Here is a 23,978-nt window from a genome sequence, read left to right as displayed (position 1 = left end):
ATATGACAACAATTTCTGATCAAGATCACGTTTACATGCATCAAGCGATTGAGCTTGCAAAACTGGGTCGTTTCACGACAACGCCTAATCCTAATGTCGGGTGTGTCATCGTTAAAGATAATCAAGTTATTGGGACTGGTTATCATCAAAAAGCGGGTCAACCACATGCAGAAGTTTATGCCCTACAAATGGCGGGACAACAAGCAAAAGGTGCAACCGCTTATGTTACTTTAGAGCCTTGTAGTCATTTTGGTCGAACGCCACCTTGTGCCGATGCATTAATTCAATCAGGGGTTAAACGTGTCGTTATCGCCATGCAAGATCCCAACCCTAATGTTGCAGGTAAGGGCATTAAACGTTTACAAGATGCTGGTATTGAGGTAACCCAAGGGGTTTTAGCTGACCAAGCGGAAGCGATTAATAAAGGTTTTTTAAAACGCATGCGCACAGGCTTGCCTTTTGTCCAACTTAAACTGGCGGCTTCGTTAGACGGAAAAATCGCCATGGCATCAGGTGAAAGCAAGTGGATAACCTCAAACAAGGCAAGAGAAGATGTACAACAGTTTCGTGCTCAAGCCAGTTGTATTTTAAGTACTCGGGCGACAGTACAAGCAGATAATGCAAGTTTAACGGTTAGATTTAATGAATTGCCGGATGACATACAAAAAATATATTCATTAGAAGATGTCAGACAACCAATTCGAGTCATTATCGACAGTCAAGATGAGTTAACAGGAACTGAAAATATTTTTAATCAATCTGGTGAAACATGGGTGATACGAAAAAACGATACTCCCATAGAAAAGCCAAATACCAAAATAATTATTGAACCAACGCATTGCAAACAAATAGATTTATCTAAATTATTTTCGCTATTGGCTGAAAAACAGATGAATACGGTTTGGGTTGAAGCTGGTGCTCATCTGGCAGGTGCATTAATCGAACAAGATTTAGTGGATGAACTTGTTATCTATTATGCCCCTAAATTATTGGGACATAATGCGTTAAATATGTGTATATTGCCCAATCTGCAAAAACTTGCATTCGCACCACAATTTCACTTTGAGTCAGTTGAAATGATTGACGAAGATTTGAGAGTTATTCTTACACGAAAATAGTCTTCATTTCCAATATTCATTTAAATAGGTTTAACAAAGATGCAAGTTATAGTGACTATTTGCAAGTCTGATAAATGCAAATTTATGGAACTCAATAGTTATCACAATTCCACTAGATTGTGATTATCTCCTATGAGCTAAGGTGATCCACACTCATAGGAGGATAAATATTAATTACCCTTGTAAAATAGCCAATAACTCTTCGGGAGTTTGAACGGCATGTATGCGTGCTAAGGTATTTTCAGCAATCACCGCTCGAGTAAGTTGACGCAGTATATTTAGATGCTCATTAGCTTTTGCTGCAATGCCTACGACAACATAAGCAATATTATCATCTTCATCCCAGTGAATGCCTTTCGGAAAATAGATAATCTTCAAACCTGTTTTTAATACGCTATCACGTTTATCGGTGGTACCATGAGGAATGGCAATACCATTACCTAAAAAAGTCGATATTTGCGCATCTCTATCATACATTGCTTGAGTATAGTCATTGGTGACTAAATTGGATGCTATCATACTTTCAGCGACTAACTTAATGGCTTCTTGTTTGGAATAGTGACCATTTAAAATCGAGATATCATTGATTGATAAGGTTAAATTATTCATATGGTGTTCCTGTTTAAAATTTATCCTGAATAATTGTTTAATGTCTAACTAATTGTTAATTAATTAACGCATTGTTATCGATTTTGATTTTCTTTTCTCATGCATACGCAGTAAACCCAGTAACACAGCGCCAACCAGCGCACCAATAAAAATGCACGCTACCCATAAAAATGGTTTATTTACCAGTGGCAGTACTAAAAAGCCGCCATGTGGAGCAGGCACTTGAATCTGGCATAGAAATGTCAATACGGATGCAATGGCAGACGATAACATCATGATTGGAATGACGCGCAAAGGATCTTTTGCCGCAAATGGAATTGCGCCTTCGGTAATATGTGTGGAACCGAGAACATAATTGACAATACCCGCAGCACGTTCTTCTTCTGTAAAGGCTTTTTGACGGAAAATGGTCGTCGAAAAGGCGATAACAAAAGGCGGTGCAATGCAAGCAGCTGAAACCCCAGCCATAAAATAGTAATTTCCTTCACCCAATAACATAGTACCTGTTACATAAGCTGCTTTATTAATAGGGCCACCAAAATCAAAGGAACACATAGCGCCAATGACAATACCGAGTAAAATTGGATTAGTATGTTGTAATGAACCAAGCCATACAGCCATTGTGTTATTCGCTATGGCGGTGGGTTTACCGAGATAATACATCCCTGCACCAATAACAAATACACCGATTAATGGCATAATAAAAATTGATTTCAGTCCTTCGAAAGAGCGAGGTAGATGATCTAACCATTTTTTGAGATACAGCATCAGATAACCAGCAGCAAATCCAGCGAGAATACCGCCTAAAAAACCTGCTCCAGTAGCCGTAGCCATTAATCCACCTACAAAACCGGAAACCATCCCTTGCTTACCTGCAATGGAATTGGCTATAAAAGCGGTGAAAATAGGCACCATAATGTCAAATGCTTTTCCACCGATTTGTTTAAGCATTGCTGCAAATTCATTATATTGTTCATTATTAGGATCTGCGGAATAAATACCCCATAAAAATGATAAAGCTATGAGTACACCACCAGCGACAACGAAAGGCAGCATGTTTGACACACCACTCATTAAGTGTTTATAGAGCTGGCGTCCAATCGATTCTTTGACTTCCACTTGCTTTAAGATCGCATTATTAACACTATTCTGTACGCCTTTACGAATAGGAACTGTCCCTGAAGTAATCTGCTCTATTAATGCTACAGCTTTGTGTATACCCTCTTTAACGGGAACTTCAATAACAGGTAAACCATTAAAGCGATCAGGATTAACATCTTTATCTGCCGCAATAATCACCCCAATGGCATTTGCCATATCAGCTTCGGTAATTGCATTATCAACACCACTTGCACCATTGGTTTCTACTTTAATTTCAATTCCTGCTTTTTGCGCAGCTGATTTTAGCGCTTCTTCTGCCATATAGGTATGTGCGATACCGGTTGGGCAGCCTGTTACAGCAAGTATCTTCTTCATAACGCCCCCTTTATTTAATTTGGGTAACTACAAGTTTCTCCATATAGGTACTGATTTTATCGAGTAGACCTAATCCATCTGATTCTGCAACATTAGCCCCTGTTGCAGAGGCTTTTTTCATTGCTTTTTCAACGTGTTCTTGTGTTGGTAGCCATTCACTAAGAAATGCAGCAAGTGACGCATCGCCTGCACAAGCAGAACTGATCAAATCGATTGGTACGGCATTACAAAACCAAACATGCTGACCATCTGAAAAGTAAAGACCTTTTTCCCCCATAGTTAATAAAATATTTTGAGCACCAAGTGAATGTACCGTTGATAACGATGCAATGACTTGTTCCGTTGTTTGGGTTTCTAATCCAAAAATGTCTTTCAGTTCATCATTATTGGGTTTGATTAATAGCGGTTTATAAGTAAGTAATTGAGCGAGTTTAGGATGACTAATATCTAAAATAACTTGAATATTTTTGGTTTGGCATATATCTAAAACAGATTGATAATATTCAGGCTCGATGTTTTTAGGTAGGCTACCACTGATGACTAAATAGCTATTGTGATCGAGAGAATCAATGATGTTTAGCATTTCAGCTTTCTTTTTATCTGGCACAAAAGGCCCTTTCCCCACTAACTTATATTCATTTTGTCCATCATTAATAAAAACGTTAATGCGAGTGATATCATCGATAAAACAAGGTTTGATTTCAATCTGCATTTTGGTGAGTTCATCAATAATATATTTTCCTGAAAATCCACCAAAAAAGCCCAATGCACATGTCGATTTATTAAATTTTTTCAAAACAATTGAAACGTTAACAGCTTTACCATTGGGACTATATTCTGTATGTGAAGTACGATTCACTGAATTGGGATTAAGACCTTGGCAACGGATATTCATATCAATTGCCGTATTAAGTGTTAAAGTATAGATCATAGGATTGACCTCTTAGAGTTTACCGGCACATCCACATGTTGTAATGATTTTTTTAACCACTTCTTTCATTGCTGCTTTTGCTGGTTTCATGTAATGTCGAGGATCATTGGCATTTGGATTTTCGATAAAATAGTGTTTTAGCGCATCAGAAAAGGCGATTTTGAGTTCCGTTGCAACATTGACTTTGCAAATACCACGTTGAATGCATTCACGAACATCTTTGTCTGGAACACCTGAAGCGCCATGTAATACCAGTGGGATATCAACCATAGAACGAATTTCAGAAAGTCGATCAAAATCTAATTTAGGTTCGGATTTATACAGACCGTGAGCAGTCCCAATTGCAATGGCAAGTGAATCAATTCCTGTTCGTTCAATAAATTCAACTGCTTGTTTAGGATTGGTATATAAAGCATCTTTAGCATCCACCACAAGATCATCTTCAACGCCACCAAGCCTACCTAATTCAGCTTCAACACTCACATCATAGCGGTGAGCATAATCAACAACGCGTTTTACTAACGCAATATTTTCTTCAAAAGAGAAATGAGAGCCATCAATCATGACTGAGCGTATTCCTGAATTAATTTTTTCAACGATATCATCATATTCTTCATGATGATCGAGATGGATGGCTAACGGTACATTGTGTTTTTTAGATAGCGCTTCGGCAATGGCAATAATATTTTCTGTACCGGCATAACAGTATGTACCAGGCGTACCGGCTAATATTACAGGGGACTGTAATTCGGCAACCGTTTCAACAATAACTTGCATGGTTTCTAAATTATGTATGTTAAAAGCCGGAACGGCATAATGTTCATGCTGTGCTTTTTTTAACATATTATGACTTGAAATGATCGACATATGACAACCCCTTAAATTGATTTGCAACCAGAACTAAATTTTAAAATGAAAGTATTTTTATTAAATTATGATTGCAAAACGAAAGTTATGCCAGTGTCATTACCGTGAGTTGGATCACAAAACTGAACATTTATTCAACAGTAAAAGTAATTTAAATTGATAAAGATAAATTTAAATGGTTAACATGTAACCCTGTGATTTTGATAATGTTAAGATGTGGTATCTTCGATAAAACATAACTTATTAATTATTGTTGACCACTTGTATGATAAATTCTATTATCATTAATCTTAATTCGTTTTATGTAATACAGGACATTAAAATTGGCTAAAGTGTCTTCAGCCCTTTTGAAACGTAGATTGGATATTGCGGAAATAGTAAGAAAAAAAGGTGAAATCAAAGTTGAAGAGTTATCATACATGCTTCAAGTTTCAACTGTTACTATTCGTCAAGATTTAACCTATTTAGAACAACAAGGATATTTAAAGCGTTCTTTTGGTGGGGCAATTTATTTGTCACCAGAAGGTACAAATAATAAAACGCATATTGTAGCGGCGAATAATTCATTACTTGTTGATGATATTTATGATATTGATTTAGTGAAGAATTGCTTAAATTATATTAATGATGGCGATACCATTTTTTTAAGTCATGGCAGACTTACAAGAAAGCTTATTCCCTATTTGCATGTTAAAAAATCATTAAAATTAATCATGAATGATATTAATAATGCACAATTAGCGAAAGAGTTCACCGATGCTAATATTGTGCTTACTGGTGGTGTATTATTAAAAAATAATATTTTGCATAATGATATCAGCGATTCAATTTTAGATGATTATTCGATTTCACATTTTATTGTTGAATTAACCGCCATTAATCATGATAACCAAATAATAATTGAAGATACTGAGCAAATCAGTATATATCAACAATTAATCAAAAAAGCTCATCACATCATTGGTATTTTACCTCAGCGTGTTGTTTATAATGATGATCGTAGCATTGGAAAGCTAAAAAATATGGATGTGATGATCTTATCCCGACCGGCTGTAACCGAATATCATCAGCAATTATTAGATTCTAGTTTCAAACAATTTGCCGCAAATAAATTTAGTGTCATTTACCAAAATGAATTAGGAGCATAATGTGAATTTTAAGATTTGTTCTATCGGGGAGCTACTAGTTGAATTTTTAGCAAAGGAACAAAATCAGCGTTTTGATCAAACGGGCGAATTTATAGGCCCTTTTCCGAGTGGTGCGCCAGCTATATTTGCTGACCAAGTGGCAAAGTTAGGGTTTCCGGTCGTGTTTTTTAGCTGTGTTGGTAAAGATACCTTTGGCAAAATGTGTGTCAATCGGCTTAAACAAGATGGTGTCATGACGGATGGCATCACTTTTCATAATAAAGCAAATACGGGTAGCGCCTTCGTATCATATCGCAATTCTAATGAAAGAGATTTTATTTTCAATATTCCTAATAGTGCCTGCGGTCTTCTTTCATTCAACCATATCAACGAAAACTTGTTGAAAGATTGTACTCATTTACATGTTATGGGCTCATCGTTGTATTCGTTTCGAGCAATTGATGCAGTGCGCAAAGCATTAGATATCATCAAACGAAAAGGAGGGACTATTTCTTTCGACCCAAATTTACGCAAAGAAATGTTTAATATTCAAGAGATGGAGCAATCTTTTGGTTATATCATGGAATATACTGATATCTTTTTACCTAGTGAAAGTGAAGTGAATTATTTTGCCGACAATAATAATGAAAACGAACAAGAAACCATAATAAAATTGCTTCAAAAAGGGATCAAACATATTGTTGTGAAATGTGGAGCGAAGGGGGCAACTTATTATGGTTATGATGAACAAAATACGATTAAAAAGATTCATGTCGATAGTTTTACAACGCAATCAATCGATCCAACAGGCGCAGGAGATTGTTTTGCAGCAACATTTGTCAGTTTAATGCTTGCGGGATTTAGTGTTGAAAAAGCTTTGCAATATGCAAATGCAAGTGGTGCATTAGCCGTTTCACAAAAAGGTCCAATGGAAGGCACCTCTACCTTAACAGAATTAGAAAGATTTATTTTCAATTCCAAAGTTAATTAAATATCGTAAACTTTTTTAATGTGGGTGGCAGATAAAAAAAGTCCCAATAACTAGGTTATTGGGAAAACATAAGGAATAGGAAAACAATGAAATAAATACATTGTCGGATATATTATGCACTATTTTTTAGTAAATGTATGTAACTCGATGTAAATTTTTTTCTAAAATGTTTGTATTTATAATGTTAAATTTGCGTAAAATTCAAAATAATTATTATAAATCAACTAAATAATTATAAAAAAATCTCAAGTAAAGAATTTAAAAATAATTTTCCTTGTTCAGTTATTTTCCAATATTCTTTATCCTCAGTAAGGTAATTTTTTTCAATTGCTAAATTAATTTGCCTGTCAATTGTTTGTAAAGGTAAAAAAGTCCGTTGCTCAAATTCAATTTTAGGTGTTGCTTCAAATAATCTAAAACGATTCATAAAAAATTCGAATGCAAGATCTTCCTTTGGTACGGTATAAGATTTTTCGATATAACGCCCTTCAAGATACCCTTTGGGATGACGTGTTTTTACGGTACGAATAATGTCCCCATTAGGTTGGGTTATTTTACCATGTGCACCACATCCAATCCCTAAATAGTCACCAAATCGCCAATAATTTAAATTATGCTGGCATTTCAATTCCGGTTTTGCATAAGCCGACGTTTCATATTGCTGATAACCATGTTGAGTTAACAATTGGTGTCCAATTTGATAAATTTCCCAAAGTTTATCATCATCAGGAAGGACAGGTGGTTTAGATCCAAAAAGTGTATTAGGCTCAATGGTTAATTGATACCAAGATAAATGGGGAGGATTAATAGCTATGGCTTGTTTAAGATCAAACAAGGCATCATCTAAACTTTGATTGGGAAGTCCATGCATTAGATCTAAATTAAAACTGTCCAATTTTAGTTTATGTGCTAATTTCCCGGCATTGATTGCTTCTTGGGGATTGTGAACGCGTCCTAATCTGATGAGTTTATCAGTTTGAAAACTTTGAACTCCAATTGAAATACGATTTATTCCTGCTTGTTGATAGCCTGTAAATCTTTCTGCATCAACAGAATTTGGATTAGCTTCGATGGTGATTTCGGCCTGTTTTTCAATTGGAATTAGTTCATTAATTTTTGTTAACAGATGATCAATCAATTCGGCTGAAAATAAACTTGGCGTACCACCACCGATAAAAATCGAATGGATCGAGCGTTCAGGACAAAGTGCTATATCTTGCTGTAAATCTTTAATCAAATGATCAATATAAGCACGATAATCAGGTGTTTTTTTGATGGTATGAGAATTGAAATCACAATAAGGACATTTTTGTACACACCAAGGCATATGTATATATAAGCTAAGTGGAATTTTATATGAAAACATCTGCCTATCCTGAAACTTAATAGCGGTTGATGAATGGTTATATAAATGTTGCACTATTTTACTTCAATTCATGAAAAAAAGCTTTTTTTACTATTTTGGTATTTTTAAATTTCGTGTAAAGAGCGTACAATCACGATTAATTTTCGATATTAATTATCGATTAGACTATTTTTTGTAGGAGAAAGTATGAGTATTGTTAACGATATCTTGGATAATGGTTTGTCAGCAGCGTCAATAAGCCCTTCAGTAAAACAATCGCATTTTGGTGAATTACCCATTTTAACGGTTAACCATAAAACATGCACGGCAGCGATATCACTACAAGGTGCGCATTTATTATTTTGGCAACCTTCAACCGAAACGTCCCCAGTTATTTGGTTAAGTGAAAAAACCTTTTTTAAAAAAGGAACGGCTATTCGTGGCGGTGTACCCATTTGTTGGCCTTGGTTTGGGCAATTAGGTAATCCTTCACACGGTTTTGCTCGTATTGTTGAATGGACGTTAGACTCATGCAAGGAAGATGCTAATGGTGTCGATATCATCTTGTCATTAACGAATAATCCCCAAACTGAATCCTATTTTGCCAAACCTTTTAAAATTTGGTCAACGATTCATGTCGGCAAGAGCTGTGAAGTTACATTAAGTTGTCAAGGTAATTTTGAGGCAACAAGTGCATTACATACTTATTTGGGTATTAGTGATATCGATGATGTGACTGTTAAAGGGTTAGGTAATACTTATCAAGATCGTTTGTCTGTTGAAAATAAACCAACAATTAATGGACAATTAACCTTTAATCAAGAAGTCGATCGTATTTATACCCATGCTGAAAACACCCTAACCATAAATGATACTAGTCGAACAATTGAGCTCACAAACATTAATGCTAGTGATGTTGTTACATGGAATCCATGGACAGATAAAGCTAAAGCGATGGCTGATTTTGATGACCAAGAATATAAAAAGATGGTGTGTGTTGAAAGTGCGTGTATTAATCAAACACTTAAATTATCACCAACACAAAAAACGTCATATGGCTTTAAAATTAAATTGGTCTAATATTGCATAGCGAGTTATGTTTAAACGCAATCAATTCTATTGACCAGTTGATTAATTGTTTGCGTTTACAAGCATAACGCTTTATAATCCTCAAGCTTTTTAAAGCGCCAATTTCATAACCAACTACTGGGTCGCCTGTAATTGGTTTTTTATTTAAATAACATAGAGAAATAAACATGTTTACATTAAAAGCAGAAGTTAGAAAAGAGCATGGTAAGGGTGCGAGCCGCCGCCTGCGTCACGCTGGTCAATTCCCAGCTATTATTTATGGTGGAACTGAAGCTGCAATATCTGTTGTGCTTGATCACAACCATATTTTCAATATGCAAGAAAAACCAGAATTTTATTCTGAAGTGCTCACTATTGAAGTTGACGGTAAAGCGGTTAAAGCAAAAGTACAAGCTGTACAACGTCATCCATTCAAGCCTAAATTAGTTCATATGGACTTTGTGCGCGTTTAGATTCACGCATTGGTGTATCATCCAATAATGCTTCTAACAAAAGGTCACCCAGACGGTGACCTTTTTGTTTTTGTGTTAGATTAAATTAGGCAAATGCCTATTGTTATGATTTATAGCATTAACTGGGTGACACTGACAACTCAACATAATAGAATAAAACATATTGATATCATTTTAGTTAGGAGAAAACCATGTCTGATGTCCCAGTTTGCAATTTAGTCATTTTTGGCGCTAAAGGGGATTTGACAAGGCGTAAATTATTACCATCTTTATATCAATTAGAAAAGTATGGAAAACTGCCTGAAGAAACCAAAATATTAGGGGTTGGTCGTGCAGATTGGGATAAATCTGCTTACAGTGAAGTGGCTAAAGAAGCACTTACAACATTTATGTCAGAACCATTAGATGAAGATATTTGGCAACGATTTAGCCAACGTCTTAATTTTCATAAGTTAGATGTTAATGATATCGCTGGTTTCAACGATTTAAAAAATAAACTCGAGCAGAATCGTACAGCAATTTTTTATTTTGCAATGCATCCGGGGACTTTCGGTACAATTTGTAAAGGTTTAGCGCACGCTGGATTAAACCAAAAACACAATCGAATTGTAATGGAAAAACCCCTTGGTACGGATTTGCAATCATCTCGTGATATTAATGATTCTGTTGCACAATTTTTCGATGAATCGCAGGTTTATCGTATCGACCATTATTTAGGAAAAGAATCGGTTTTAAACCTTTTAGCTTTACGTTTTGCTAATCCGGTTTTTGCCTCTTTATGGAACCGTAATTCTATCGATCATGTCGAAATTACCGTTGCTGAACAAGTTGGCATTGAAGGTCGATGGGGTTACTTTGATAAAGCTGGTCAAATGCGTGATATGGTTCAAAATCATTTGTTACAAATTTTGACAATGATTGCGATGTCTCCACCGGCTAATTTGAAAGATGAAAGTTTGCGTAACGAAAAAATAGCGGTGCTCAATGCGCTAAGACCTATTGATAAGACAAACCTTCATGATAAAGTTGTTCGTGGTCAATATACATCAGGATTTGTTAATGGAATAAACGTACCGGGTTATCTAGAAGAAGATGGCGCTAATAAAGAAAGCAGCACAGAAACATTCGTTGCTATTCGTGTTGATATTGACAATTGGCGTTGGGCTGGTGTGCCTTTCTATTTACGTACAGGAAAACGCTTAGCGAGCAAATGTGCGGAAGTCGTGGTTTATTTTAAATCATTGCCTTTGAATATATTTAGTGAATCTTATCCTGCATTACCACAAAATAAATTAACCATTCGCTTGCAACCTGATGAAGGCTTGGACATTGAAATTTTGAATAAAGTACCGGGTTTAGATAGCACACATAATTTACAAACGACTAAACTTGATTTAAGCTTTAATGAGGCTTTTCAACAGCATAGTGCCGATGCCTATGAACGACTATTGCTTGAAGTAATGCGAGGTCGCCAAGCATTGTTTGTTCATCGTGATGAAGTAGAAGCGGCTTGGAAATGGGTAGACTCTATTATTAGTGCTTGGAATTCGGAAAAAGAGCCGCCGAAAACTTACCAAGCTGGTACTTGGGGACCGGTTGCTTCTGTTGCTTTAATTACAAAAGATGGGCATTCTTGGCACGAATTTGAATAAAGGAACATCAATATGTTTACACTTAATAGATATGCAAATAGTCAGGTTTTAAATGTAGAACTTACTGCTCGTATAGTGAATGATCTTAAGCAGGCTATTGAACAAAAAGGTCATGCATCTATTGCGGTTTCGGGTGGTAAAACGCCTATTCCTTTATTTACTTTGCTCAGTCAACAAGACTTAGCATGGAATCGCGTTTATATCACTTTGGTTGATGATAGATGGGTCGATGATACGGATGATGCCAGTAATGAAAAATTAGTCATGACTTATTTATTACAAAATAAAGCAAAACTTGCTAATTTTGTTGGTTTAAAAAATAGTTGTGATAATCCGTTTGATGGTGCTGAAGTTACAGAACAGCTTTTAGATAAAGTACCGATGCCTTTTGATGTTTTGATTTTGGGAATGGGTGAAGATGGTCATACTGCCTCGCTGTTTCCGGGAGCTGATAATTTAAAATTGGGCTTGGATATGCACTCAAATCGAAAAGTGATTGGTATGACTCCTTTAACGGCACCACTTGACCGTATCACTCTAACACTGCCTATCATATTAAGTAGTAAAAATATTTACTTACATTTAGTCGGTGAAAGTAAAATTAATGTGTTAGAACAAGCTGAACAAGGTACCGATTTTAACCAGATGCCAATAAGGGCAGTTATACAGCAAGACAACGTTAATGTGATAGGATTTTGGGCTCCTCGCTAATTAAATTTTGTTTGCCAACCAACAGGTTGGCAAATATCTATCTTTAATATTACTTTGATTTTAATGAAATTAATACACAACTAGCTGCTGTGAATTTAATTTTTTAATCAAAGTTGTTATCTGTTTATTGTCATCAATACTGTTTTACCTTTCTTAATATCTGCAATGTTTACATTTTATACATGTTAATAATCTTGGTTAGCAAAGTTAAGTTTAGTTGAACATTCAAATAATCTTAAATTTTACAGAGTGATGACCTTTTTTTAATTAACTTAATATAAAACCGATAGTTAATTCGCAACACGCTAATGAAAAAATCCAACTGCAATTATTAAAAAATTAATTAATTAAATATCTATTATTTTGTAAATTTTTGTGGTAAAAAGTGGGATAAAGTGGTAATAAAGTACAAATTATTTAATATTTTGATTTATAACAAATAAAAATTAGCAAAATTTTCAGGAATAAGGGCGCTTGAATGTTTAGTGGTGCAATTTCAGTCAATATCGATAGTAAAGGGCGAATGGCTATCCCCACTCGCTATCGGGAATTATTGTCTGAAGGCATGGTATGCACAATTGGTTTATATCATCCTTGTCTTGCCCTTTATTCGATGACTGAGTGGAAAATGATTGAACAACAACTTTCGACTTTATCCTCTATTGTCGAAGCGGAACGAAGGATCAAACGCCTATTATTAGGTTATGCAACCGAGTGTTCAATGGATAATTCCGGTCGAATATTATTACCACAAACGTTACGTACCTACGCTAAGCTAGAAAAACTGACAATGTTTGTTGGACAATCCAATAAATTTGAAATCTGGGATGAAGGAATATGGTATCAACAAATTGGTGAGGACATTGCCGCTTTGCCAACCGATATGGAAAACTTATCCAGTAATTTGAAAAGTTTAACAATTTAATATGAGTAAAAATTGATGGATTATCAACATACTACAGTTTTATTGAACGAAGCGATAGACGCACTAAATATTAAAAAAGATGGCATCTATGTTGATGGAACCTTTGGACGAGGTGGACATTCACGTCTCATACTTGAACAACTTAGCGAACAAGGTAGATTAATCGCTATTGACCGTGATGAACGAGCTGAATTAGCAGCAAAAAAAATTGTTGACCCTAGATTTACTTTTATTCGAGGAGAATTTTCCAATGTATATCAATACATTGATAATTTAGGTCTGTTAGGTCAGATAGATGGTTTTTTATTAGATTTGGGGGTATCTTCGCCACAACTGGATGACCCTGAACGGGGTTTTTCTTTTATGCGTGATGGCCCTCTCGATATGCGTATGAATATTCATCAGGGTTTGACCGCAAGTGAATGGTTACTTAAAAGTGATGAAGATGATATTGCTTGGGTGTTAAAAACTTTTGGCGAAGAAAAATTTGCGAAACGAATCGCAAAAGCAATTGTTGAACAGAATAAAGTTTCGCCTATAACCCGAACATTGGAATTGGCGAATATCATTGAAAAAGCGATACCAAGAAAAGATAAAAATAAACATCCTGCAACACGTAGCTTTCAGGCAATTCGTATCTATATTAATAGCGAATTAGAAGAAGTAGAACATGCGTTAAATAATAGTCTGTCAATTCTTGCGAATGAAGGAAGACTTGCTGTGATTAGCTTTCATTCTTTAGAAGATAGAATTGTGAAACAGTTTATAAATAAACAAAGTAAAGGTCCTGTTTTACCAGCGGGATTGCCACTAACAGAGCAACAAATAAAACAATATGGCAGCGCTAAATTAAAGTCACTTGGAAAAGTTAAACCAAGTCCTAATGAAATTGATCATAATCCACGTGCTCGAAGCGCAATACTGAGGATAGCAGAAAAGAAAAATGAACACTAACCCAAACAGTGAAAGTTATCAAGACAATATCTACGTTGAAGTAGATAGTCAAAGAAAACCGAATAAAAGCTTGTTTGGCTTAATTATTGGTGATTTATTTGGTCATCAAAAAATGTCCTTATTTCTATTGTTACTGATTGTCGTATCAGCTGGTGCAGTGTTAATTACGACGCAACAAGTTCGCAAGCAGTTATTTGAACGTGAGCAACTGTTGTTAGAGCAAGATGTATTAGAAAGTGAATGGCGTAATTTAGTTATCGAAGAAAATGTACTTGCCGATCCAAAACGCGTAGAAGCTAAAGCTAAAAATCAACTAGGGATGTCTTACGTGACTCCTGAAAATGAAACCGTGATAGTGATAAAGAGTAAATAATGAAAATTCTCACTAAAAACAAGAAAGCGGTTAAAACTAATAAATTGAATAGTAAAAAGCAGTTTTTTGCACCCGGGCGATTTTATGTTGTCTACAGTTTAATTATTGCTGCCATTATTGCGCTTATTATTCAAATGGCAATTTTACAAATCATTCATCCTGATAAACTGATTGCTGAAGGTAATAAACGTTCTTTACGTCGTCAGGATATGGATGCACCAAGGGCTATGATAACTGATCGTAACGGGCGAGCATTGGCCGTGAGTGTACCGATGTATGATGTTTGGGCTGATCCAAAATTAGTTATTCAAAAAGGTGGCGTGAATACGAATGATGCAAGATGGCAAGGATTAGCAAAAGCATTAAATATACCAATAGCCATACTGGAGCAAAAATTAAGTAATCCATCGATGCGATTTGTTTATTTATCCAGACAAGTTACGCCAACAATATCGGATTATTTGAAAAAGTTAAAGTTACCGGGAGTTGCATTTGCTAAGACCTCGAAGCGTTTTTACCCGGCAGCTGAAAGTATTGCCCAATTAATCGGTTTAACGGATACCGATGAAAACCGTAATGAGAAAGGCTCAGAAGGGATTGAAAAAAGTTATAACAAATGGTTAACCGGTGAATCGGGTCAACGAATAATAAGACGAGATAGATTTGGACGCGTCATTGAGGAATTAGAGCGCACTGAGAGTGAAAAGGCATCGGATTTAGTATTGAGTATTGATGAACGCTTACAGTCTTTGGTTTATAGCGAGCTTAGTCAGGCTGTTGAGTTTAACAAAGCTGACAGTGGTACTGCGGTCTTAGTTGATGTTCATACAGGGGAGATTTTAGCGATGGCAACAAGTCCATCGTATAACCCAAATAATCGATCATCAATTAATTATAATTCACTGCGAAATCGTGCGGTTACTGATGCATTTGAACCGGGTTCGACCGTAAAACCGCTGGTTGTAATGGCCGCTTTAGAAAAAAAGATTGCAGATCTTAATACGATAGTTGATACCAGACCTTTTTATGTCAATCGCTATGAAATCAAAGATGTATCATATCAAAAATCCCTGAATTTGGCAGGAATTTTAGAAAAATCAAGTAATGTTGGTGTCAGTAAACTCGCATTACAAATGCAACCCGCCGAACTAGTTGAATATTATAGTCGTTTCGGGTTGGGACAACCCACATCACTGGGTTTAGGCGGTGAAGTCAGTGGTTCAATTGCAGCAGATAGAGCACGAAAATGGGCGGATATTGAACGAGCTACCTTTTCTTTTGGTTATGGTTTAAGTGTCACGCCATTACAATTAGCAAGAGCGTACGCAACTATCGGGAATTATGGGATTTATCGACCTGTTTCGATATTAAAAGTCACTGAACCAGTGCAAGGTGAACGAGTTGTACCCGAAAAAATTGCTAAAACGGTTGTCCAATTAATGGAAGCTGTTGCTGTCACTGGTGGTGGTACAAAAGCTTCTGTACCAGGCTATAGTGTTGCTGTTAAAACTGGTACGGCAAAAAAATTATCTGGTGGGCGCTATGTTAATCAATATTTAGCCTATACAGCAGGCATTGCGCCAGCAACAGCACCAAAATATTCTCTGGTTGTTGTGATTGATAATCCTAAAGCGGGTCAGTATTACGGTGGCTCTGTATCAGCACCTGTTTTCAGCCGAATTATGGGGGGAGTTTTAAGAACTATGAATGTCAAACCAGATCGCCAAGTTGATGGCCAAATGATTATTTATTGATAGGTGGTATTAATGGCTACATGCACATTTAAAACTTTATTTAGTTTATTAGGTGGAAACAAAGATCAAGCGATCAAAGATTTTTCGCTCAATCATATATGTATTGATAGCCGTATGGTCAATAAAAATGATGTGTTTGTCGCTATCAAGGGAAATGTCGTTGATGGTAAATTATTCATTCCTCAAGCTTTAGAAGCTGGTGCGGTGACTATATTAATTGAAACAAATAGAAAATCTGATGATTTACGTATCAATTATATCAAGCATGGAAAAAGAAATATTCCTCAGGTTAAAGTTTTTCAACTATCTAAAAAACTTTCTAGCATTGCCGATCATTTTTATCATTCACCTTCTAAAAAATTATCTGTTATTGGTGTGACAGGTACTAATGGTAAAACGACAGTCACTCAGCTTATTGCCCAATGCGTTAATCTGTTAAATCAGAAAGTTGCACTTTTAGGAACGATTGGAAATGGGATCTATAATCATCTTCAACCGTCAAACAATACAACGGCTTCATCCGTTGAAATTCAAACATATTTAGCCGATTTTGTTAAAAAACATGTCAAAGTGGTTTCCATGGAAATTTCTTCGCATGGTTTAGTGATGAATCGTGTCAAAGGTGTTACGTTTGCTGCAACAGTTTTTACTAATTTAAGTCGAGATCATCTTGATTATCACAAAACAATGGGTAAATACGCTAAGTCAAAATGGTCGTTATTTACGCCTAATAATAAAGAAAGACAAGTCGAAAGTGCAGGCAAAGCAATTATTAATTATGATGATAATTATGGGAAACGTTGGATTGAAAAGCTTTCTCAGGTAACAGCCGTATCGTGTCAACCCAAATCGTTAAGTAAATTAAAAAACTTAAATATACCTTATGTTGGTGTGTCGATGATTGAATATCATGATAAGGGTGCCAAAATTCATATGCATTCTAGTTGGGGCGATACCATTATACACAGTCGTTTACTGGGTGAGTTTAATGTCTCAAATTTATTATTATGTGTAGCGACGCTATTAACGCTTGATTTCCCATTTTTCGCTGTTGTGAATATGGCTTCATTTCTCAAACCTATTTGTGGGCGAATGGAGGTTTTACATGCCAATAATAGCCCGACATTTATTGTGGATTATGCTCACACGCCAGATGCTTTACAAAAAGCACTCCAAGCAAGTCGTATTCACTGTAAGGGTGCATTATGGGTTATTTTTGGTTGCGGTGGTGATAGAGATGTAGGCAAAAGACCTTTAATGGGAGAAATCGCTGCGCAATATGCTGACAAAATTATTTTGACGAATGATAACCCACGAACAGAAGATGAAACAAAAATTATTGATGATATTCAGCAAGGTATCATCAATAATTCAAATGTTCAGATTATTACTGACAGAGTACAAGCAATCAAAAAAGCACTTTCAGAAGCTAAACCAAATGATGTGATATTAATTGCGGGTAAAGGTCATGAAGATTACCAAATCGTGGGTCACACGAAACATCACTATTCAGACCAAGAAACAGTGAAACAGTTTTTAGGGGTAGAGAATCAATCATGATTCCATTAAATATTAAGCAAATCAGAACAATTGTAGACGGTGAATTATTAAATATTCATGACGGTAATTTTACGATTGATGTTATTAGTACTGATACACGTAAAATTACAAAACAATCGCTTTTTATTGCACTTGTTGGTGAGAATTTTGATGGTCATCATTTTGCCGAACAAGCAATTAAAGATGGTGCCGTTGCCGTAATCGTAAATCACCCAATTGAGGATAATTCTATTCCACAAATAGTGGTTAAAGACACACGTCAAGCGTTGGGGCAAATTGCCGGTTTTATTCGTCAACAAAGTTCCGCTAAAATTGTTGCCTTGACCGGCTCATCGGGTAAAACGTCAGTTAAAGAAATGACGGCAGCCATTCTACAAAATTGTGGAACAACGCTTTATACTCAAGGTAATTACAATAATGACATTGGCGTACCATTAACACTATTGAGATTAACAAAAGATGATCAATTTGCTGTGATAGAACTAGGTGCTAATCATATTGGTGAAATTGCTTATACAACTCAGTTAGTTCATCCACAAACAGCATTAATTAATAATATTGCAGAAGCGCATATTGAAGGTTTTGGTTCACTTGAAGGTGTCGCTACCGCAAAAGGTGAAATTTTTGAAGGATTGACTAAAGATGGTATTGCTATCATCAATTTAGATAGCTGTTCAGATAAATGGTTTGAGCAATTAACAGATAAAACTGTTTGGACTTTTTCATTAGAGAATCCATTAGCCAATTTCTATGCAAGTCATATTAAAATGGCAGATGTGACCACATTTAAATTACATACACCGTTTGGTGAATGCGAAATCCAATTACCATTAATAGGGTTACACAATGTTTCAAATGCAATTGCAGCTTCAGCTTTAGCGATTTCTGTCGGAGCAAGCTTAGATCGCATTCAACAAGGATTATCAACATTAAAACCAGTTAAAGGAAGGCTTTTCCCGATTAAATTAAACCAAAATCAATTAATTTGGGATGACACTTATAACGCCAATGTGGGTTCAATGTCTGCTGCAATTAATGTTCTGGCAAAACAATCGGGCTATAAAGTTTTCGTCGTTGGCGATATGGGGGAATTAGGGCAAGACGCTCAAAAATATCATCAACAAATTGGCACATTAGCTAAACAACAAAAACTTGATTGTGTTGTCAGTGTCGGTAAATTGAGCCAATTCATTAGCCAAGCAAGTGAAGTCGGTCATCATTTTTATAATAAACAAGATGCAGCAGATTACCTTATAACGTTATTGCGTCAGTATCCAACCTTAACCATGCTAGTTAAAGGTTCTCGCAGTGCTAAAATGGAAGACGTTATAGAACTAATTAAACAACAAAAAATAAATTAGGATTAAAATTATGTTGGTTTGGATATCAGAATATTTAGTGAAATATTTTACCTTTTTTAATGTATTTTCTTATTTAACCGTAAGAGCTATTTTGGGTCTATTAACCTCGCTAACGATATCGTTAATAATGGGGCAAAAAGTCATTGATTGGTTACAAAAATTACAAATTGGACAAGTAATACGTAATGATGGACCGGAATCCCATTTAAGCAAAAAAGGAACGCCAACAATGGGCGGGACGCTAATCGTTGCGTCGATTTCGTTATCAGTATTTCTTTGGGCAGATTTACGTAATCCTTATGTTTGGGTGGCGTTATTTGTCCTGATTGGTTATGCCATTATTGGCTTTACTGATGACTACTTAAAAGTTATTCGAAAAAACACGGCAGGTCTTATCGCTAGATGGAAATATTTTTGGCAATCTGTTATTGCATTTATTGTTGCCTTTGGCCTTTATGTATATGGAAAAGATAGCTCAGTAACCGTGTTGGTTGTCCCTTTTTTTAAAGATGTCATGCCTCAGTTGGGATTAGTATTTATTTTACTCACTTATGTTGTGATTGTTGGGTCAGGTAATGCTGTTAATTTAACGGATGGACTTGATGGACTTGCAATTATGCCAACAGTATTTGTGGCAGCGGGCTTAGCGCTGGTATCGTGGGCGACAGGGAATACAATTATTGCAGAATATTTGCATATACCTTATATCAAATTTAGTGGTGAATTAATGATTGTCTGTACTGCTATCATTGGTGCAGGGCTTGGTTTTTTATGGTTTAACACTTATCCCGCTATGGTATTTATGGGTGATGTCGGTTCATTGGCTTTAGGTGGAGTACTTGGAATTATCGCCGTACTTTTACGCCAAGAATTTTTATTACTCATTATGGGGGGAATATTTGTTATTGAAACCCTATCTGTCATTTTACAAGTAGGTTCATTTAAATTGCGTGGCAAACGAATTTTTAGAATGGCTCCAATTCATCATCATTATGAATTAAAAGGGTGGCCAGAACCTCGAGTTATTGTACGTTTTTGGATTATTTCGTTAATGCTTGTCTTAATTGGTTTATTAACCTTGAAATTACGTTAATTAAATTAAATCAGGATTGAATCATGATTCGCTATCAGGGTAAAAATGTTGTTATCATTGGGTTAGGTGTCACAGGGCTTTCTTGTGTTGACTATTTTCTTGCGCAAAATGTTATTCCTAAAGTAATTGATACTCGTTTATTACCTTCAGGATTAGAACAACTGGATCAACGAGTTGCCTATCATTTAGGCGATTTAAATGTCGATTGGCTATTCGATGCTGATTTAATAATTGTTAGCCCTGGTATCGCTTTATCAACCCCTGAACTCAAACAAGCTGCCGATAAAGGTATCGAAATCATTGGCGATATAGAGCTTTTTTGTCGTGAAGTTAATCAACTACCTAATAAAAAGATTGTGGCAATCACAGGCGCTAATGGCAAAACGACGGTGACGACATTAGTTGGTGAAATTGTTAAGTCTACAGGTATCAAAGTGGGTGTCGGTGGCAATATAGGTCAACCTGCACTATCTTTACTGGCTCAAGATTGCGATGTGTACGTACTTGAGCTGTCTAGCTTTCAGCTTGAAACCACGCACAGTTTGCATGCAACGGTTGCAACGATTTTGAATATCTCAGAAGATCATATGGATAGGTATCCTTTAGGACTCAAACAATATGTAGAGGCTAAACAACGAATTTATGTGAATGCAAAATACTGTGTAGTAAATCATGATGATAAACTAACTTTTCCAAAAGAAAAAGATAGTCATAATGTGTTATTTGGCTTACATTCAGGCGATTATCATCTGGATGATGATTATGCACATTTGATTGCGCAGGAAAAGCCCGTTTTATCGACTAACACAATGAAACTAACGGGAAGCCACAATTATCTCAATGCGTTAGCAGCATTAGCTATTGCAGATAAATTATCAATATCACGACAATCTAGTTTAGCAACAATAGCCAACTTTCATGGTTTACCTCATCGTTTTGAATTAGTTTTTGAACAAAATGGGGTCAAATGGATTAATGATTCTAAAGCAACCAATGTAGGTAGTACGGAAGCTGCTTTAAAAAGTGTCGTATGTCATGGAAAATTATTTTTATTGCTTGGTGGTGATGGAAAATCAGCTGATTTTTCTCCATTAATTCCATATCTAAAAAATAGTCATCTTGAGATTTTTTGTTTTGGTCGAGATCGTGAGTTATTAGCAAAATTAGCACCCAAAATCACAACAATGACTGCGACATTAGCTGAGGCTATGCAAATAATCGCTCAAAAAGTAGAGGCTAACGATATTGTTTTACTCTCACCAGCTTGTGCAAGTTTAGACCAATTTAAAAACTATATAGAGCGAGGAAATCAATTTGCACTTTTGGCTAAACAATATGCGCAAAGGAGTGAAAAATGATTTCGTTGGCTATAAAAAAGCAAGTTAATCCTCACGTCCCTTTTGATAATCAATTGCTTTGGACGGTATTTGGATTGATGATATTCGGATTAGTTATGGTGACATCAGCGTCAATGTCATCGAATGATAATAATCCTTTTTTCTATACTCAGCGTGAACTCATACAGCTGGGTATTTCACTTGTTTTAATGTGTATAACCTTATCGATCCCAATGAAACGTTGGCAGCAATTTGGAACAGTATTACTCATTATGACAATTATCATGCTTGTTGCTGTTTTAGGCGTGGGGTCTTCCATTAATGGCGCTGCAAGATGGATTCCGCTAGGCGTTTTTAACTTTCAACCGGCAGAGCTTGCTAAATTGGCTTTATTTGTATTTTTAGCAAGTTATTTGACTCGAAAGTCAGATGAAGTACAAAATGGATTTTGGGGCTTTTTCAAGCCAATGGTCGTTATGGCTGTGCTTTCCATTTTGCTATTACTTCAACCCGATCTAGGCACAGTGATTGTATTATTTATTGTTACTATCGGAATTCTATTTATCGCTGGTGCAAAGTTGTGGCAATTTATCGCTATTTTATCGACAGGTGTTGCAGCGGTTGTCAGTTTAATATTATTTGAATCATACCGTTTAAAACGGTTGTTAACATTTCTTAATCCTTGGGAAGATGCTAATGGTGTAGGTTACCAGTTAGTGAATTCATTAATAGCAATTGGTAATGGAGGATTTGCTGGGCAAGGAATGGGTAACTCGATTCTGAAATTAGGTTATTTACCTGAACGCCATACCGATTTTATTTTCGCTATTATTTCGGAAGAATTTGGTTATCTTGGCGTCATTTTCCTGCTGACATTACTTTTTTCTCTGGCTTTTAAGGGATTGGCGATTGGGTATCGAGCATTAAATGAAGGATTACAATTTTCTGGCTATTTAGCTTGCCAAATCGGTATTTGGTTTGGTTTTCAAACCTTTGTTAATGTGGGGGTAACATCTGGAATGTTACCTACTAAGGGATTAACGTTACCCTTCATTAGCTATGGTGGATCGAGTTTAATTGTAATGAGTGTGGCTGTGGCGATCCTACTTAGAATTGATTTTGAATTTAGACAACAACAAGCCCAAGCAAGAATAAGGTCAATAAAGTAATGAAAAAATTATTAGTTATGGCAGGTGGTACAGGTGGACATGTTTTTCCAGGTATTGCCGTTGCGCATTATTTAATGAAACAAGGCTGGCAAGTCAGATGGCTTGGCACAGCAGATCGAATGGAAGCGCATTTAGTCCCTGAAAATGGTATCGAGATTGATTTTATAGAAATATCAGGTCTACGCGGTAAAGGAATTGGTGCAATGCTAAAAGCACCTTATAAAATCTTAAAAGCGGTTCTACAAGCCAGAAAAATCTTAAAAACTTATCAACCGGATGTTGTACTTGGTATGGGAGGGTATGTGTCTGGGCCGGGTGGCATTGCAGCGAAGACATTAGGAATTCCTGTCGTATTACATGAGCAAAATGGTGTAGCAGGGTTAACTAATAAGTGGCTTGCAAAAATTGCAACTAAAGTTTTACAAGCATTTCCGACAGCTTTTCCAAAAGCTGAAGTAGTAGGAAATCCTGTTCGTGACGATTTATTAACTATTGCTGAACCTAACGAACGTTTTGAAAATCGTCAAGAACCAATTAGAGTTTTAGTCATGGGCGGAAGTCAAGGGGCAAAAGTACTCAATGATGTTGTTCCTCAGGTAATGACAAAATTATCCGATAAATTTGTTGTTTGGCATCAAACAGGAAAAGGCATGCTAGAACCTGTTATGCGAGCTTATCAAGATTGTGATATGACAAAAAATAAAGTGACTGAATTTATTACTGATGTAGCAGAAGCCTATCGTTGGGCGGATATTGTGATTTGTCGCAGTGGGGCATTAACGGTAAGTGAAATCGAAGTTGTCGGCATTGGTGCGATTTTTGTCCCTTTTATGCATAAAGATCGCCAACAATTTTGGAATGCTAAATCGCTTTCAGATATTGATGCTGCAAAGATTATTGAACAACCTGACTTTAATAGCGAATCATTGATGAGTGTGTTAAGAAATTTAAATAGAGATAAATTAATCGAAATGGCGGTTAAGGCGAAAAGTCTATCTATTACAAATTCTACCGAAAGAGTGGCGGATACGATAAAATCAGTGATAAAATAATTAGTTTTTGATATAACTTTATGTAATAATCG

Annotated in this window: 22 protein-coding genes; 17 read left to right on the top strand and 5 right to left on the bottom strand. The window is 36.0% G+C overall.

Going from position 1 to position 23,978, the window contains the following annotated elements; translation table 11 throughout:
* Positions 1–2 precede the first annotated feature (2 nt).
* Positions 3–1,118: a bifunctional diaminohydroxyphosphoribosylaminopyrimidine deaminase/5-amino-6-(5-phosphoribosylamino)uracil reductase RibD gene (ribD, locus tag ACGH46_RS07090; protein ID WP_411604996.1), complete on the top strand. Its 1,116-nt coding sequence runs from the start codon at positions 3–5 to the stop codon at positions 1,116–1,118.
* A 174-nt stretch (positions 1,119–1,292) separates the two neighbouring features.
* Here ribD and ACGH46_RS07085 read toward each other — a convergent pair whose 3' ends face one another.
* The 4 genes from ACGH46_RS07085 to ACGH46_RS07070 form a co-directional block, all read right to left on the bottom strand.
* The gene (locus ACGH46_RS07085) at positions 1,293–1,727 is read right to left on the bottom strand and encodes a PTS sugar transporter subunit IIA (RefSeq protein ID WP_411604993.1); all 435 of its coding nucleotides are present in this window, start codon (positions 1,725–1,727) and stop codon (positions 1,293–1,295) included.
* Positions 1,728–1,790: 63 nt separating this feature from the next.
* Positions 1,791–3,203: a PTS fructose transporter subunit IIC gene (locus tag ACGH46_RS07080; protein WP_411604990.1), complete on the bottom strand. Its 1,413-nt coding sequence runs from the start codon at positions 3,201–3,203 to the stop codon at positions 1,791–1,793.
* Between the two features lie 10 nt (positions 3,204–3,213).
* Positions 3,214–4,134, bottom strand: a complete 921-nt coding sequence (locus tag ACGH46_RS07075) for a 1-phosphofructokinase family hexose kinase (RefSeq protein ID WP_411604987.1) — start codon at positions 4,132–4,134, stop codon at positions 3,214–3,216.
* A 12-nt stretch (positions 4,135–4,146) separates the two neighbouring features.
* The gene (locus ACGH46_RS07070) at positions 4,147–5,001 is read right to left on the bottom strand and encodes a tagatose bisphosphate family class II aldolase (protein WP_411604984.1); all 855 of its coding nucleotides are present in this window, start codon (positions 4,999–5,001) and stop codon (positions 4,147–4,149) included.
* 332 nt (positions 5,002–5,333) lie between these two features.
* Between ACGH46_RS07070 and ACGH46_RS07065 the strand changes: the two genes are divergently transcribed.
* A complete protein-coding gene (locus ACGH46_RS07065; protein WP_411605101.1) occupies positions 5,334–6,149 on the top strand; it encodes a DeoR/GlpR family DNA-binding transcription regulator in 816 nt (271 codons plus the stop codon).
* Between the two features lies 1 nt (position 6,150).
* Positions 6,151–7,119 carry a sugar kinase gene (locus ACGH46_RS07060; RefSeq protein ID WP_411604981.1) on the top strand — a complete coding sequence of 323 codons (969 nt, stop codon included), beginning with the start codon at positions 6,151–6,153 and terminating at the stop codon, positions 7,117–7,119.
* Between the two features lie 232 nt (positions 7,120–7,351).
* On the opposite strand, the gene hemW is transcribed toward ACGH46_RS07060, so the two are convergent.
* Positions 7,352–8,485 (bottom strand): radical SAM family heme chaperone HemW, encoded by a 1,134-nt coding sequence (gene hemW / locus ACGH46_RS07055; protein WP_267380876.1) that lies wholly within the window; start codon positions 8,483–8,485, stop codon positions 7,352–7,354.
* A gap of 186 nt (positions 8,486–8,671) precedes the next feature.
* Here hemW and ACGH46_RS07050 point away from each other — a divergent pair, with 186 nt between their 5' ends.
* The 14 genes from ACGH46_RS07050 to murG all read left to right on the top strand — a co-directional run bounded on the left by ACGH46_RS07050 (position 8,672) and on the right by murG (position 23,946).
* Positions 8,672–9,544 carry a D-hexose-6-phosphate mutarotase gene (locus ACGH46_RS07050; RefSeq protein WP_411604978.1) on the top strand — a complete coding sequence of 291 codons (873 nt, stop codon included), beginning with the start codon at positions 8,672–8,674 and terminating at the stop codon, positions 9,542–9,544.
* Positions 9,545–9,720: 176 nt separating this feature from the next.
* A complete protein-coding gene (rplY, locus tag ACGH46_RS07045; RefSeq protein ID WP_411604976.1) occupies positions 9,721–10,005 on the top strand; it encodes a 50S ribosomal protein L25 in 285 nt (94 codons plus the stop codon).
* A 191-nt stretch (positions 10,006–10,196) separates the two neighbouring features.
* Positions 10,197–11,657, top strand: a complete 1,461-nt coding sequence (gene zwf / locus ACGH46_RS07040; protein WP_267352349.1) for a glucose-6-phosphate dehydrogenase — start codon at positions 10,197–10,199, stop codon at positions 11,655–11,657.
* 12 nt (positions 11,658–11,669) lie between these two features.
* Positions 11,670–12,368 carry a 6-phosphogluconolactonase gene (gene pgl / locus ACGH46_RS07035; protein WP_411604973.1) on the top strand — a complete coding sequence of 233 codons (699 nt, stop codon included), beginning with the start codon at positions 11,670–11,672 and terminating at the stop codon, positions 12,366–12,368.
* Positions 12,369–12,846: 478 nt separating this feature from the next.
* Positions 12,847–13,293 (top strand): division/cell wall cluster transcriptional repressor MraZ, encoded by a 447-nt coding sequence (gene mraZ, locus ACGH46_RS07030; protein WP_065558897.1) that lies wholly within the window; start codon positions 12,847–12,849, stop codon positions 13,291–13,293.
* A 15-nt stretch (positions 13,294–13,308) separates the two neighbouring features.
* Positions 13,309–14,247 carry a 16S rRNA (cytosine(1402)-N(4))-methyltransferase RsmH gene (gene rsmH, locus ACGH46_RS07025; protein WP_411605099.1) on the top strand — a complete coding sequence of 313 codons (939 nt, stop codon included), beginning with the start codon at positions 13,309–13,311 and terminating at the stop codon, positions 14,245–14,247.
* Positions 14,237–14,620, top strand: coding sequence for a cell division protein FtsL (ftsL, locus tag ACGH46_RS07020; RefSeq protein ID WP_267352346.1), 384 nt, complete (start codon positions 14,237–14,239; stop codon positions 14,618–14,620). The genes rsmH and ftsL overlap by 11 nt, the downstream gene beginning before the upstream one ends.
* Positions 14,620–16,374 (top strand): peptidoglycan glycosyltransferase FtsI, encoded by a 1,755-nt coding sequence (gene ftsI / locus ACGH46_RS07015; protein ID WP_267361433.1) that lies wholly within the window; start codon positions 14,620–14,622, stop codon positions 16,372–16,374. The genes ftsL and ftsI overlap by 1 nt, the downstream gene beginning before the upstream one ends.
* Positions 16,375–16,386: 12 nt before the next feature.
* Positions 16,387–17,934, top strand: a complete 1,548-nt coding sequence (gene murE / locus ACGH46_RS07010; RefSeq protein ID WP_411604970.1) for a UDP-N-acetylmuramoyl-L-alanyl-D-glutamate--2,6-diaminopimelate ligase — start codon at positions 16,387–16,389, stop codon at positions 17,932–17,934.
* Positions 17,931–19,295: a UDP-N-acetylmuramoyl-tripeptide--D-alanyl-D-alanine ligase gene (murF, locus tag ACGH46_RS07005; protein WP_411604967.1), complete on the top strand. Its 1,365-nt coding sequence runs from the start codon at positions 17,931–17,933 to the stop codon at positions 19,293–19,295. The genes murE and murF overlap by 4 nt, the downstream gene beginning before the upstream one ends.
* A 10-nt stretch (positions 19,296–19,305) precedes the next feature.
* Entirely contained in the window at positions 19,306–20,388 is a 1,083-nt protein-coding gene (mraY, locus tag ACGH46_RS07000) for a phospho-N-acetylmuramoyl-pentapeptide-transferase (protein WP_267352342.1), read from the top strand.
* A 23-nt stretch (positions 20,389–20,411) separates the two neighbouring features.
* The gene (gene murD / locus ACGH46_RS06995) at positions 20,412–21,746 is read left to right on the top strand and encodes a UDP-N-acetylmuramoyl-L-alanine--D-glutamate ligase (RefSeq protein ID WP_411604964.1); all 1,335 of its coding nucleotides are present in this window, start codon (positions 20,412–20,414) and stop codon (positions 21,744–21,746) included.
* Positions 21,743–22,894: a cell division protein FtsW gene (ftsW, locus tag ACGH46_RS06990; protein ID WP_267352340.1), complete on the top strand. Its 1,152-nt coding sequence runs from the start codon at positions 21,743–21,745 to the stop codon at positions 22,892–22,894. The genes murD and ftsW overlap by 4 nt, the downstream gene beginning before the upstream one ends.
* Positions 22,894–23,946 (top strand): undecaprenyldiphospho-muramoylpentapeptide beta-N-acetylglucosaminyltransferase, encoded by a 1,053-nt coding sequence (gene murG / locus ACGH46_RS06985; RefSeq protein ID WP_411589922.1) that lies wholly within the window; start codon positions 22,894–22,896, stop codon positions 23,944–23,946. The genes ftsW and murG overlap by 1 nt, the downstream gene beginning before the upstream one ends.
* Positions 23,947–23,978: the final 32 nt, after the last annotated feature.

It is taken from the genome of Gilliamella sp. CG22, assembly GCF_046635725.1.
GTDB lineage: Bacteria > Pseudomonadota > Gammaproteobacteria > Enterobacterales > Orbaceae > Gilliamella > Gilliamella apicola_I.
Note: the sequence above shows the minus strand (reverse complement) of the source record. Positions and strands in the feature narration are given on the sequence as shown.